The 11,620-nt window shown below is 71.3% G+C and carries 15 protein-coding genes and 1 pseudogene; 6 read left to right on the top strand and 10 right to left on the bottom strand.

Going from position 1 to position 11,620, the window contains the following annotated elements; all coding sequences use genetic code 11:
* Positions 1-1,548: CocE/NonD family hydrolase (locus tag AB0O00_RS07710; protein ID WP_363649201.1), on the top strand; the 1,548-nt coding region annotated here is incomplete at its 5' end.
* 66 nt (positions 1,549-1,614) lie between these two features.
* Positions 1,615-2,310, top strand: a complete 696-nt coding sequence (locus AB0O00_RS07705) for an aspartate/glutamate racemase family protein (RefSeq protein ID WP_363649200.1) — start codon at positions 1,615-1,617, stop codon at positions 2,308-2,310.
* A 5-nt stretch (positions 2,311-2,315) separates the two neighbouring features.
* Here the strand turns inward: AB0O00_RS07705 and AB0O00_RS07700 are convergent, their stop codons facing one another.
* A complete protein-coding gene (locus AB0O00_RS07700; protein ID WP_363649199.1) occupies positions 2,316-2,717 on the bottom strand; it encodes a VOC family protein in 402 nt (133 codons plus the stop codon).
* 106 nt (positions 2,718-2,823) lie between these two features.
* Between AB0O00_RS07700 and AB0O00_RS07695 the strand changes: the two genes are divergently transcribed.
* Positions 2,824-3,426: a class I SAM-dependent methyltransferase gene (locus AB0O00_RS07695; protein WP_363649198.1), complete on the top strand. Its 603-nt coding sequence runs from the start codon at positions 2,824-2,826 to the stop codon at positions 3,424-3,426.
* Between the two features lie 735 nt (positions 3,427-4,161).
* Here the strand turns inward: AB0O00_RS07695 and AB0O00_RS07690 are convergent.
* From AB0O00_RS07690 to AB0O00_RS07670, 5 genes are all read right to left on the bottom strand, one after another.
* Positions 4,162-4,824, bottom strand: a complete 663-nt coding sequence (locus tag AB0O00_RS07690; RefSeq protein WP_363649197.1) for a hypothetical protein — start codon at positions 4,822-4,824, stop codon at positions 4,162-4,164.
* A gap of 205 nt (positions 4,825-5,029) precedes the next feature.
* Positions 5,030-5,518, bottom strand: a complete 489-nt coding sequence (locus AB0O00_RS07685; RefSeq protein ID WP_363649196.1) for a hypothetical protein — start codon at positions 5,516-5,518, stop codon at positions 5,030-5,032.
* 176 nt (positions 5,519-5,694) lie between these two features.
* On the bottom strand, positions 5,695-5,877 hold the full coding sequence (locus AB0O00_RS07680; protein ID WP_363649195.1) for a hypothetical protein: 183 nt from the start codon (positions 5,875-5,877) through the stop codon (positions 5,695-5,697).
* Positions 5,865-6,134 carry a hypothetical protein gene (locus AB0O00_RS07675; RefSeq protein ID WP_363649194.1) on the bottom strand — a complete coding sequence of 90 codons (270 nt, stop codon included), beginning with the start codon at positions 6,132-6,134 and terminating at the stop codon, positions 5,865-5,867. Before AB0O00_RS07675 ends, AB0O00_RS07680 begins: the two co-directional genes overlap by 13 nt.
* Complete coding sequence (locus AB0O00_RS07670; RefSeq protein ID WP_363649193.1) at positions 6,131-6,532, bottom strand: ATP-binding protein; 402 nt, start codon at positions 6,530-6,532, stop codon at positions 6,131-6,133. Before AB0O00_RS07670 ends, AB0O00_RS07675 begins: the two co-directional genes overlap by 4 nt.
* Positions 6,533-6,794: 262 nt before the next feature.
* On the opposite strand from AB0O00_RS07670, the gene AB0O00_RS07665 reads away from it, so the two are divergent.
* A complete protein-coding gene (locus tag AB0O00_RS07665) occupies positions 6,795-7,658 on the top strand; it encodes a helix-turn-helix transcriptional regulator (protein WP_363649192.1) in 864 nt (287 codons plus the stop codon).
* Entirely contained in the window at positions 7,655-7,879 is a 225-nt protein-coding gene (locus AB0O00_RS07660) for a DUF397 domain-containing protein (protein WP_363649191.1), read from the top strand. Before AB0O00_RS07665 ends, AB0O00_RS07660 begins: the two co-directional genes overlap by 4 nt.
* 78 nt (positions 7,880-7,957) lie before the next feature.
* Here AB0O00_RS07660 and AB0O00_RS07655 read toward each other — a convergent pair whose 3' ends face one another.
* Positions 7,958-8,275, bottom strand: a complete 318-nt coding sequence (locus tag AB0O00_RS07655; protein ID WP_363649190.1) for a cupin domain-containing protein — start codon at positions 8,273-8,275, stop codon at positions 7,958-7,960.
* Between the two features lie 139 nt (positions 8,276-8,414).
* On the opposite strand from AB0O00_RS07655, the gene AB0O00_RS07650 reads away from it, so the two are divergent.
* Positions 8,415-9,233 carry a hypothetical protein gene (locus tag AB0O00_RS07650; RefSeq protein ID WP_363649189.1) on the top strand — a complete coding sequence of 273 codons (819 nt, stop codon included), beginning with the start codon at positions 8,415-8,417 and terminating at the stop codon, positions 9,231-9,233.
* A 4-nt stretch (positions 9,234-9,237) separates the two neighbouring features.
* Here the strand turns inward: AB0O00_RS07650 and AB0O00_RS07645 are convergent, their stop codons facing one another.
* The 3 genes and pseudogenes from AB0O00_RS07645 to AB0O00_RS07635 all read right to left on the bottom strand — a co-directional run.
* Entirely contained in the window at positions 9,238-10,140 is a 903-nt protein-coding gene (locus AB0O00_RS07645) for an aminoglycoside phosphotransferase family protein (RefSeq protein WP_363649226.1), read from the bottom strand.
* A gap of 14 nt (positions 10,141-10,154) precedes the next feature.
* Positions 10,155-11,024 (bottom strand): alpha/beta hydrolase, encoded by an 870-nt coding sequence (locus AB0O00_RS07640; protein WP_363649188.1) that lies wholly within the window; start codon positions 11,022-11,024, stop codon positions 10,155-10,157.
* 42 nt (positions 11,025-11,066) lie between these two features.
* A pseudogene (locus AB0O00_RS07635) lies at positions 11,067-11,620 on the bottom strand (transcriptional regulator); the annotation flags it as partial.

Below are 11,620 nucleotides of genomic sequence, written 5' to 3'. Positions count from 1 at the left end.
CGCCCCTGGTGCAGCGGCCGGGTCGGGCTGCTCGGCGTCGGCGCGGCCGGCGCCACGGCCCTGCACCTCGCCGCGCGCTCCCCCGAGACCGTCCGCGCCGTCGTCGCCGCCTGCCCCGAGGGCGGCCACCGGCTCGGCGGCGCCGTCCTCGCCGCCGACCTCCACACCCGGCTCACCGCGCTCGTCGCCGGCGCCGCCCGGCCGCCCGACCCGCGCCACGTCGGCGACGCCTGGCGCCCGCAGTGGCTGGCCCGGCTGGAGTCCCTCGAACCGCCCGCCGAACGCTGGCTCGCCGCCGGGGAGACGTCCGTCCCGGTCTCCGTCCCCGCGCTCGCGATCGCCGGCTGGGGCGACCCGTCCTGCTCGTTCGTCCTGCGCCTGCTCGCCGCGTCCCCCGAGGCCCGCGCCCTGGTCGGCGCCTGGCCGCACGGCCTGCCCGAGGACACCCTCCCCGAGACCCTGCGCTGGTGGGACCACTGGCTGCGCGACATCGACACCGGCGTCCGCAAGGAACCCGCCCTGCGCAGCCTGCTCGGCACCCGCTGGGTCGGCGACGAGGCCTGGCCCTCCCCCGACGTCCGCGAGATCCACTACGGCTTCGACGGCCAGCTGCAGACCGCCGGCACCACCTCCGACGACCGCTACGTCCACGTCCGCTCGCCCCAGCACACCGGCCTCAACGCCGGCGCCTACGTCCCGCTTGGCCGGCCCGCGGACCGGGCACCGGACCAGCGCGAGGAAGACGGGCGCTCGGTCTGCTTCGACTCCCGGCCGCAGCCCGAGCCCGTCGAGGTCCTCGGCATCCCGTCCGTCCGGCTGCGGCTGCGCGGGGACGAGCGGTCGGCACTGGTCGTCGCGCGGCTGTGCGCGGTCGGGCCGGACGGGACGTCGGAGCTGATCACGCGGGGGGTGCTGGTCGCGCCGGACACCGCCGCCGAACCGTCGGACGTCACCGTCGAACTGGCCGCGTGCGCCTACGCCGTCCCCACCGGGCACCGGCTGCGGCTCGCGCTCTCGTCCGTGTACTGGCCCTGGGTGTGGCCCGCCGTCGAAGGCGCCGGGTACGCCGTCGACCCGTCGCACAGCGCCCTCACCCTGCCCATCCGCCACCTCGCCGCCGACGTGGGCGCGACACCGGTCGTCCTCGAAGCCCCGGTGCTGCCCGACCCGCTGGCCGTCCACCTCACCGAACCGCTCACCGCCCGCCCCGAGCGCGTCACCGTCCACGACATCGGCCGCCACGAGTGGCGCACCGAGCTCTCCCCCGCCACCGACGGCACCCGCACCCAGCCCGACGGCCTCGTCCGCGACGAGCACACCGTGACCGCCTACCGCGTCCTCACCGACGCCCCCCTCAGCGCCCAGGCCCGCACCGACCACACCACCCGCCTGGAGCGCCCCGACATCGGCTGGGACGTCACCCTCCAGACCCGCGCCCAACTCCGCTGCGATGCCACCCACTTCATCAGCATCGTCCAACTCCGCGCCCTGGAGGCCGGCTCGGTCGTCTTCACGCGGGAGTGGCAACACCGCATTCCGCGGAACTGATGGGCTTATAAAAGTCATCCTTATGCATTTGCACTTGACCCATCGATCTCTTTATATTCGGCTGCCATGAAGACCCTCGGCCTGATCGGCGGCATGAGCTGGGAATCCACCGCCGAGTACTACCGCCTCCTCAACGAACTCACCCGGGAGCGCCTCGGCGGGCTGCATTCGGCCCGACTCGTGCTCTACTCCGTCGACTTCGCCACCGTCGAACGCCTCCAGGCCGAGGGCCGCTGGACCGAGGCGGGCGAGCTCCTGGCCGGCGCCGCGCGCTCCCTGGAGGCGGCCGGTGCCGACCTGCTGCTGATCTGCACCAACACCATGCACAAGGTCGCCGACCAGGTCGCGTCCGCCGTCTCCGTCCCCCTCCTCCACCTCGCCGACGCCACCGCCGCCGCCGTCCGCACGGCCGGCCTGCGCCGGGTCGGGCTCCTGGGCACGGCGTTCACGATGGAGCAGGACTTCTACCGCGGCCGGTTGGCGTCGAGCGGGGGCCTGGACGTCCTCGTCCCGGCGGCGGAGAGCCGAGCCCTCGTGCACCGGATCATCTACGACGAACTGTGCGTCGGCCTCGTCCGCGAGGAGTCGCGAGCCGAATTCCGCCGGGTGATCGGCGAGTTGGTGGCGGAGGGCGCCGAGGGCGTCATCCTCGGCTGCACCGAGATCGAACTCCTCGTCCACCCCGCCGACAGCCCCGTCCCCGTCTTCCCCACCGCCCGCCTCCACGCCGAGGCGGCGATCACGGCGGCGCTGACCGAGTAGCGGCCTCAGACGGCGAGGGGGGTGAGGAGGATCCAGACGTGGCCGAACGGGTCGCGGAGCATCGACTGGCGGGCGCCGTAGGGCATGTCGGCGGGCGGGGCGAAGAGTTCGGCGCCGGCGGCGACCGCCTGGATGGTGAGAGCGTCGACGTCGGGGACGTAGACGTGCAGGGCGACGGACGTTCCGGCGGGGGTCGGGGGCGCGAAGGGGGCCGTGTGGGCGTCGCCGAGCATGAGGGTGGCGCCGTGGACGGCGATCTCCGCGTGGACGATCCGCCCGTCGTCGCCGTCCAGCCGGAACAGCTCGGTGGCGTCGAAGGCCTTCTCGTAGAAGCGGATCGCCTCGGCGGCGCCGTCGAGCATGATGTGCGGGATGACGGTGCGCTGGTGGTGCTCGGGAATCTCCATGCGCCTCACGGTAGGCCGCGATGATCACCCGCACATCGGACGAGAGGACCGCCCGACCTAGGTCCCGGGGTGCACGACCTCGGCCGTAGGGCGCGAGAATGGCGCGATGCACCGCCCTGAACCGAAGTCGTACTGGAACACCAACGTCGCCCGCCACCCGGACATCCTCCGCGCCGTCCCCGCCGCGTGCCGGACGGCACTGGACGTCGGGTGCGGGGACGGCCTGCTGGCGGTGAAGCTCGCCGAACGGGCGCAGCGGGTCGTCGGTGTCGACAAGTCGCCCGAGATGATCGCCGCCGCCCGGGCGCGGGCCGACCTCGAATTCCTCACCGGGGACTTCTTCGAGCTCGACCTCCCCCGGAACGAATACGACTTCATATGCACGGTGACGACGATCCACCACATGGACTTCGAGGCCGCACTCACGAGGATGCGCGAACTGCTGCGCCCCGGCGGCGTCCTGGTCGTAGTTGGCATGGCGAAGGAGAAGAGCCCGGTGGACTGGGCACTCCTGCTCACGGTGGCACCGCTCTTCCGAGTGATCAAGCTCCTGCGCCGGGCAAGCGCCCCGGAGGGCATGCCGGTGGCGAAAGCCTCACTGAGCTACGCCGAGGTCCGGACCGCCGCACGGCGCCTACTTCCGGGCGTGCGGTGGCGCCGCCACGTGCTGCGCCGCTACTCGCTCACGTGGACGAAGCCGCTCCACTAGCCGTGAGCCGATGGTTGCGAACGGCGGCCTCCGCAGTGCCCAGCACCAAAAGTCGGCCACGCCGACTTCCTGCGCCATCGGCCGCATCCCCCTCACAGCGCCAAAGTCGGCTACCACCGTGCCCGCTATCTCACACAGGAAGTCGAGGGGGTCGACTTTCCGCGCCGAGCGCCACCTCCGCACTGCGCGCGAGAAGTCGGCCCGTCCGACTTCTCGCGCGATCGGTCACGACGGGCGCCGACGGCGGTAGGCGCCGGTGACGGCGGCGACCAGTGGGCCCCACGCCGGCCGCAAGCCGCCATCACCAGAGCCGCGCCGGAACGTTCCCGCCACCGAGCAACGGCACCCAGCGGGGCAACACCGCCGGGATCGCCTTCCTCGGCGCGAGGAGGGTGTCCCTCTCCCCGCATACCAACGCGCTCAAGGGCAACGCCCCGCACAGGAAGTCGGCGGAGCCGACTTCCTGTGTGATCGCAGGCGCAGGCGGCGTGATCAACGCCGGAAGTCGGCCGAGCCGACTTCCCACGCACACAGCACTCCCAGGCGGGACGACCCGCACCAGAAGTCGGACAGGCCGACTTCTGGTGCGGGCACTGCCACCCACAAGCCGACACAGCACCGGCCTCACCCCACACCAGCGGCCGGCTGTGGCTTCGATCGGTGGATTGCGAGCTGCGGTCCGGGGGCCGGTCGAGGTGGGGTCTTCGGCTGGGGCCTTGATCGGGTCCGATGTGTTCAGCGTGGACGATCTGCTGTGCTGTGCCAGCGCCACGTGGTGAGCCGAGGGTGCCCCGGCAGTTCGGCGCGGCCGGTGGCCCACAACAGGGTGAGCCAGGGATCCGCGCCGCCCGGAGCCTCCGGAAACAGGCGGGCGAGCACCCGCGAGCAGAGGGCGGAGGGCGGGGTCCAGGCAAGCCCGAAGCCTTCCGCCACATCGTGCGTGTGCACCAGCGTCTCCACCACCCCCATCGCCGCAAAGCCTTCAGGATCCGACACCCCGGAGGCGTGGTGGGCGCGGACCCGGGGCGGCGTCGTACGCACCATGGCGACCAGCAGCGCGCCGCACGCCTCCAGCACCTGCACCAGGCCGGCCGGACCCGCATCACGCTCCGCGAAGACGAAGTACGCGGGTCCGTCCGGCCGCTTCCGGCGCAACGCGAAAGGCACATGGGTGTCCAGCGGCGGACTCTGCGGCCCGAGTTGCACGGCGTAGTACAAGAGGTCGTTGGCGAGGTGCTCGACGGTCTCCCAGCAGTCCCACTCCAGCGAACCGGCCTTACCGCCCCACCCGTCCGGGGGTGCGTCCCGAAGGATGCCCACCGCGAGCCGCACGGCAAGGTCGACGTCGTCCGCGGTGACGGGGGACACCACTGCTCCGGTTTCGACTGATCGAGACATGGCAGCACCGTATCGCGGGGGAAAAGGGCAACCCCTTGCAGCTTCCAAGGATCTGATGCCGCGACCGGGAAGGTGCAGCGGGTCCGTCGGTCCGCGTCTGGTTCGCCTACCATCGCGTTCATGAGGCCCGGTGACCGCCTTCGACAGACGCCCTGGACGGGAGCGTCCCAAAGTCCGGCTTCGCCTGGCGGCCTCCGGGCCCAGCTCATCCTGGGAGCGAGAGCGACTCACCAATGGCTGCAAGCAGTTCGAAAGGCAGCTCCCGATCCGCCTGGCCGATGGCCAGCGCGAGCCATCGGCCAGGGTCCGGCAGCCGCCACATCTGCATGCTGCCGGCGACGTTGGCCAGGAAGCCCAGCGGCTCGGGAGCCATGAACTCGGGGTCCGGATTGTCGAACCCGAGATACGGCCACAGGTCGACTGTCGTGGGGGCGCCCCAGCGGGCGGTCAGAAGGGCCACCAGGGCATCAAGATCGGCTTCGAGCTCCTCCTCGGCCGCCTCGACGGTCTCCTCGCTACGGTCATCCCAGAAGTCCTGGCTCTCCCGGAGCACGGCCACGTGATATCCAGGCCCACTCCACCCGCCGCCGCTCCCCGGTCTGCCTTCCTGCCCGGGGAACGGCAGGGCACTCAGTTCGTCAATGATCGACAGCTGGGCCTCGGTGAAACCCGTCGAACGGTGCTGGCTCGCCATGGGCGAAGCCTAACCAGGTCGCTTCCGTGTCGGCATCGCGCACCCTCAGTGGTTGCGGACGGCGGACTCGCAAACCATCCGTTGAAGTCGCCACCGGGCACACCGGTTTCCCGCTACAACCCGATGCGCAGGAAGTCGGCTGGGTCGACTTCCTGCGCGGGCAGCGCGGGTGGGGGTTAGGGGGTTGGTGGGCGGGAGCGAGGGGTGGGGTGGTCGGGGTCGTCGTTGGTGGGGTGGTGGGGCATCCGCAGGACGGCGAGTGCCCCGAGTGCGACGACCGCGATGGCGAGGAGCAGGAGCACGAGCAGGGCGAAACCGAGAACGGCTCGGGCGACGCCGGGGTGGTTCAGGGCTCCCACGGGCCGCCCTCGACCTTCTCGTGGTCGAGGAGGAGGCTCAGGAGGTTGAGGACGGTACTCGTGGGGGCGTTGCCGAAGCGCACGAGCACGCGGCCGTCCACCACGCTGTCGGTCGTGGCCGACGGCCAGATGAGGCCGAACTTGCGTCCCCGTTCGCAGGCTTCGGCGAGCAGGGCGGCCACCTGGGGTTCGGTGTAGCTGCGGGTCCTGGGGTCGGCCAGCGCGATGGGGTGCCGGCGGTTCGGGGTGTCGTTCATGCGGCGGAGTCCAGTTCGAACCAGACGGACTTGCCGGAGGAGCGGGCGTCCGTCCCGAAGCGGTTGGTGAGGCAGCGGACGAGCTGGAGGCCCCGGCCGGACACCTCGTAGGGGTCGGAGCTGTTCCGCGGGATGGGCAGCAGCGGGCTGCCGTCGCTGACGGAGACGCGGAGCACGCGGTCGAGGACGACGACCACGACGACGGGCGCCGGACTGCCGCCGTGGCGCCAGGCGTTGATGAAGAGTTCGTAGAGCGCCAGTTCGGCGTCCGCGACGCTGTCGGGCTTCCACCCGGCGCGCACCATCGCCTCGCGCAACTCCTCACGCGCGGCGGTCCAGTCTGGGGGGAGTCCAAGGGGGAACACGAGGAGACCTCCGGGGAGTCGAGTGGGCACCATCGGCTGGCTGATGATCGATCAAAGCCGCTACTCGGAGCCGATGACGTGACATGGCGACACACAGCAAGACTCGAGAGCTGCTGTGAGTGAGCAGCTCGTCACAATCAGCATGGGGCCAGCGATCCACCTTTGGCAACTCGTCTTGAAATTTTGGATATATCCAAATCGAACATCAATCACGGCCCGTACAGTGACAGTTGGCGGTGGCCAAGGGTGGTCACCGGAGGGCAGACTGACCCATTGAGGCTCAGAAGGGGCGGGGATGGCCGGAGCAGCAGGTCCGACGGTTCGGCGCAGGCAACTCGGGGCCGAGTTGCGCCGGAAGCGGGAGGAGGCCGGCCTCTCGCACGACGACGTGTCCGAATCGCTGAACAGCATGAGTCAGCCGAAGCTATCCCGCATCGAGAACGGTCGGGGCGCCATCAAGGCCGACGACGTGAAGCGACTGCTCGCCCTGTATCGCTGCGAGGACCACGAGCTGATCTCCGCTCTCGTGGACCTGGCCAAGAGGGGCGCCCAGCGCGGGATGTGGTGGCAGAGCTACAGCGCCCACATCGGTGAGCCGCTCGGCAATCTGATCGCGCTCGAAACCAGCGCCGCATCGATGCGATCGTATGAGTGCTTCTTCATTCCCGGCCTGCTCCAGACACCGGCCTACGCGCGCGAGATCATCAGGAAACTCAGCATTCGCCGGGAGGTCAACGTCGAGGCGCTCGTCGACGTCCGCATGGCACGCCAGAGCGCGCTGACCCGCTCAGAGCCGCTCGCCCTGTGGGCGGTGATCCATGAGGCGGCCATCCGTTCCGGGGTCGGCGGTCCGAACGTCATGGCAGAACAACTCGGGAGACTCGCCGACCGAGCTTCTCAGCCCAACATCAACATCCAGATCATGCCGATCGGCGCGCCCGCGCATCACGGCATGGGCGGAGCCTTCACCATCCTCGGATTTCCGCAGCGGCAGGACCTCGATGTCGTCCTGGTCGAAGGGACCTTGAGCGACCTCTGGGTCGAGGACGCCGCCGACGTGGAGCTGTACGCGGCGAAGTTCGACGCCATCCGGGCCGATGCCCTGGGCCTCGACGACTCACTCGCCCTCATCACCGAACAGAGAGACAAGCTCACATGACGTTCATCCCGAACGCCGAAGCCGTAACGGCGACCTGGCGCAAGTCCTCCAAGAGCAACGAGTCGACAAACTGCGTCGAAATCGCCCTCGCCGATAGCCAGGCTTCCTTGATCCGCGACTCGAAGAATCCTTCCGGCCCGGCACTGGTCTTCGAGCGCGCCGCGCACACGGCGTTCATCGACGCTGTTGCGGCTGGGGAGTTCGACTTCGGCCTCTTCTGAACCCGTGGGAGCGCCCGGCAGGCTGGGCCTGCCGGGGCTCTCTCCCCCCACCTCTGAGATTAGCCAAACTCCCGTTCTCTACACGGAAGTTGAGCGAAGCTTGAGCTTCTCCACCTCGACGATGAGCAATGTGCCGACGCTGCCCGGCCGCACCGCGTGCACCGCACCCGCCGGTACCCGGCACAGCTCGCCCGGCGAAACGCTCAACTCGACCCCGTCCACCGACAGCTCCAGCCGTCCCTCCACCACCACCAGCACCTCCGCCGTCGCGTGGGCCTCGGGCGGCAGGGACCGGCCGTCCATCCGCAGCACCTTCACCGCTGCCGTCCCGATCCCGGCGAGGACCGTCGACTGCCAGGCCTCGGGCAGCAACGACGCAGTGTGGATCAGGTTCATGGCATGCCTTCCGGCGGTCCGCCTGCCTGTAAAGGGCAAGCGTCCGCGTGCTGTCGCGTTCGGTGATGTCCGAGACGCTACGCGACCTGCTCGGACAATTGGTCGACCGTTCGGCAAAACCTGCGAGTAGGCTCCCCGCATGACGGACGAGGTCGGCGCGCGGGCGCTCTACGAGGCACTGCTGGACTACGAGGGCGCGGACCAGTACAAGGAGATCGTCGCCCCCTGGCTCGACCGCGCCCTGCACGCCGGTTACCCCGACGAACTCGCCGCCGCGGCCCGGTACCAGCCTTGGTGGGAACACCCGGACGGGCACGAACTCAGCTGGGAGCTCTACGCCTTGAGCCGCGTGAGCGACTACCTCCTGCTGGACGACGCACAGACCTGGCAGGAGTACCTCGACCTCTTCGCCGCGCTCGGCATGACCCCCATCGAGGACGACGGCGCCTTCGACCCCTTCCACCACGAGATCGCCGAGGTCGACCAGGCCGACGACCCGGACGCGCCCATCCAGGTCCTCGGCCTCCGCTGGCCCGGACTGATGCTCGGCGAGCTCCTGTTCAGCCGCGCCGGCGTACGGGTCCGGGCCGGCGCCGCACACGCGGAGCGCGGGGTCGCCGACGCCTGGCCGATCTACTGGACGTTCCGCCGGCGGCACCGCCCGACCGTCGACCTCTCGCAGGGCTGGGGCAGCAACTCCCAGTGGCGCACCGAACTGCGCCTCGACTACCGGACGGCGGAGGGCGATCACCTCAACGTCTCCGAGAGCGTGGCCATCGACGGCTACTCGGAGCTCGACGAGGACGACCGCCTGCTCACCCCCGCCGAGCGCCGCGAACTTCTGCGCCACCGCACCTTCCTGCGCACTCCAGAAGCCGCCAAGGCCCTGGCGAGGTCCGAGCAGTGGAAGCGCGACTTCTTCCCCTTCGAGTGGCGGCTGCCCGCGGGCGAGCGCTGAGACGTCACGCTCCCGCCAGGACCTCGCCGAGGACGTGCCGGGCGATGGACGCCATCCGCGCGTTCGTGTCCCGGTAGTAGTCGAGCTCCAGCAGCGCGACGGACAGCGCCCACCCCCGCCCGCGCGCCCAGGCCGCGTCGTCGGCGCGGACGGCCTCGCGGAACGCGTCCCGCGCACCGGCCGGGAGCACGTACCAGGCGGGGAGCAGGTCGACGGCCGGGTCGCCGAGGCCCGCGCAGCCGAAGTCGATGACGGCGCTCAGGCGGCCGTCGGCCACCAGCAGGTTGCCCGGCTGCAGGTCGGCGTGGATCCACACGGGCGGGCCGGACGGTCCGGGGGCGTGCACGGCGTCGTCCCAGACGGCCGCGACCACTTCGGCGGCGACCACTTCGGACGAGACCGCCTCGGTGGCGACCGTCCCGCCCAGCCGCGCGAGCGCCGCCCGGACGGCGCCGTCCCGCTCGGCGAGCGTCTCGCTGCGGTAGGAGGCCGGACCGCCCGCCGGGTCCACCGCGTGCAGCGCACGCACGAAGGATGCCAAGTCGGCTGCAAGGACGGCCGGTTGGACGATGCGCCCGACCACAGGGTTCGCCCCGTCGAGCCACCGGAGCACGGACCACGGCAACGGGTAGTCCGCGACCGGCCCGCCGATGCCCAGCGGCACCGGCACGGGGACGGGGAGCGACGGCGCCAGGCGCGGCAGCCACACACGCTCCTTCGCGATGTCCTCGCCCGCCGCCGCGATGCGCGGGAGGCGGACCACCATGTCACCGCCCAGCCGGTACATCGCGTTACTGGTACCGGCCGTGGCGACCAACTCGACGTCCAGTTCTGCCCATTGGGGGAACTGCCCGGCCACGAGCCGGCGCACGAGCCCCTCGTCGATGTCCAGCTCGTCGGCGTGCATCCGGCCGGCTGCCGTCACGACTCCGCCCCCAGGAACGCCGACACCGTCGCCGTGAAGGCGTCCGCGTCGTCGAGCCACGGAAAGTGCCCGGCCCCCGGCTGGACGGCGAACGACGCGTTCGGGAACAGGCCGGCCAGCTCCGCCATCGCCGGCACCGGCGAGTTCAGGTCGAACTCCCCTGCCAGGACCAGCACTTCGGCATCCAGCCCGGCGAGCGCGGCCCGCGTCGCCGCCGGGTCGTACCCGCCGTCCGCGCCGTACGCTGCCGCCGCCGCGTCATTGCGCTGCACCGCCCCGGAGGCGTGGTGCCGGCGCGCCGAGTCGTCCCAACGGCCGTACCCGAACGGCGCGATGGCTTGCACGGCCTCCGCCGTCGCCCGCCCGGCGACGATCGCCTCCAGCGCCGCGAACGCCTCCGCGAACCACGGCTCGCCCTGGCGCAGCATCGCGGTGGCACGCCGCACGTCGCCGGACACCGCGACGCCGACGCCCAGCGGGCTCGGCGTGATCAGCGCCAGCCGTCCGATCCGCTCCGGATACCGCTCGGCGTACCGCAGGGCGAGGTTGGCGCCCGCGCAGTGCGCGAGGAGATCGAGCCGCTCCAGCCCCAGACGCAGCCGCAGCGCCTCGACGTCGTCGGCCTGCCGGTCGCAGCGGTACGAGCCCGGGTCCGCCGGGAGGGCCGAGGCACCGGTGCCGCGCAGGTCCAGCCGGATGAGCGGACGGTGCCGCGCGAGGCCCCCGAGATCCTCCAGGTAGGCGGAGTCCTGCATCGGGCCGCCCGCCAGGCAGACGACGGGAGCGGGTGTGCCGAAGGTGCCGCAACGGGAGCCGGAGACGTGGCAGGCCAGCTCGGTACCGTCGGGCGCGGGGAACGTGAACATGACGGACCACTGTGCCAGCGCGCCCCGGCCTCCGCAAAACGATTACCGCATCGCCAGGTCCTGGCTCCCGACCACCTTGAGCAGCCGCAACGCCTCGTGCGAGGGCGTGCCGGGCGCCGCCGTGTAGAGGATGACCCACTGGTCCCGCTGCGGGTCGTGCAGCGCCTCGCAGTCGAGGTCGAGCGGGCCCACGACCGGGTGCAGGATGCGCTTGTGGTTCGAGCGGCTGACCGAGACGTCCTTCTGCGCCCAGAGCTCGCGGAACTCGGCGCTGGCCGCCCGCAGCCGGTCGACCAGGTCGTGCACCCCGGCGTCCGTGGGGTAGCGGGCGGCGGCCGTGCGCAGGTCGGCGACGGCGCTGCGGGCGAAGTGGTCGTTGCCGGCCGCGTCGTGCCGGACGCGGGCCCCGGGGTTGGTGAAAAAGCGCCAGATCAGGTTGCGCTCGGCGGGCGGGAGCGCGGAGAAGTCGCCGAACAGCGCGGCGGCCATGGCGTTCCAGGCCAGCAGGTCGCGCACGCCGCTGCACACCATCGCCGGGGTGTCGTCGAGCCGGTCGAGCAAGTGCAGGACGCCCGCCCTGACCTCCCGGTCGAGGC

It is taken from the genome of Kitasatospora sp. NPDC093558, assembly GCF_040683475.1.
GTDB lineage: Bacteria > Actinomycetota > Actinomycetes > Streptomycetales > Streptomycetaceae > Kitasatospora.
The sequence above is the reverse complement of the archived record's forward strand: the minus strand, read 5'-3'. Positions and strand labels throughout refer to the sequence as shown.